Genomic DNA, 903 nt, shown 5'->3' on the forward strand with positions numbered 1-903 from the left:
CCTGGCTTGGGTGACCAGCTGATGCAGAGACAATACAAGGCCGGCAATATGGATGTCCTGTCGATTGAAGATGCGGCCACCCTGTTGGGCGTGCTGCAGCTTCCAGGTGCGTTGCTCCAGGGGAGCTGGAACGATCAGGGTTTGCCCTTTGTCAGGGATGCTGATGTGTGCATTGACTGTAGCAAGCGCTTCTATGGAAAGGGGTTGGAATACCGCTCTCAGTGCTTGCTCCATGCCGGATTCGGTTTGGGTTTCCTGTTGGGCGAGCATGGCGGGCAGCGCCTGGGCCAGCCATTCATCCAGCTCCTGGCGCTGGCGGAGAAACATTCTTCTCCACAGATACTGGCGTAGAGGAAAGTAAAGCCAGCCAATAAAGGCTACGGACAGGGTCAGGGTGAGCGGCCCGGACAGGCTGAGCATCATGGCCAGCAACAGATCCGTGAGCATGATAAAGAGGCCGCCCAGCAACCAGGACCATAACGAAAACCACCACGGTTCGAGTGCGAAAAGCCGATGCCTTACCACGCCCAGTGCCATGCCCAGATACATCAGCAGGAAGGTCGTGAAAAGCAGCCCCTGTGACGCTGGTTGCGCGATCTGAAGCATCGCAGGAAGGATCATGCCGCCGGCAAAAAAAGCGGTACCCGCAACAATGGAAATGACGACCCAACGTAATGCGGAGCGGTCACCCGGTTGCTGTCTTGTCTGCCGCCACTGCCAGATTGACCCCAGCAGTCCTGCCAGAAAGATTGCCATTACCCAGGAATGGAAACCGTCAACAGGGCTGGCCACCTGTTGAGTTTGATCGATGACAATGGCTACGCAAAATGCCAGATAAAACCCTGTGGTGAGCCAACGTGAAGGGAACTGGCGCGGGTAGTTCCACAAGAAGGCGGCGAGAGA

General features: G+C 56.7%; 1 pseudogene. It reads right to left on the bottom strand.

The window, feature by feature from the left end:
* A pseudogene (locus tag A3754_RS28305) lies at positions 1-903 on the bottom strand (sensor histidine kinase); the annotation flags it as partial.

This window comes from Alcanivorax sp. HI0083 (assembly GCF_001635175.1).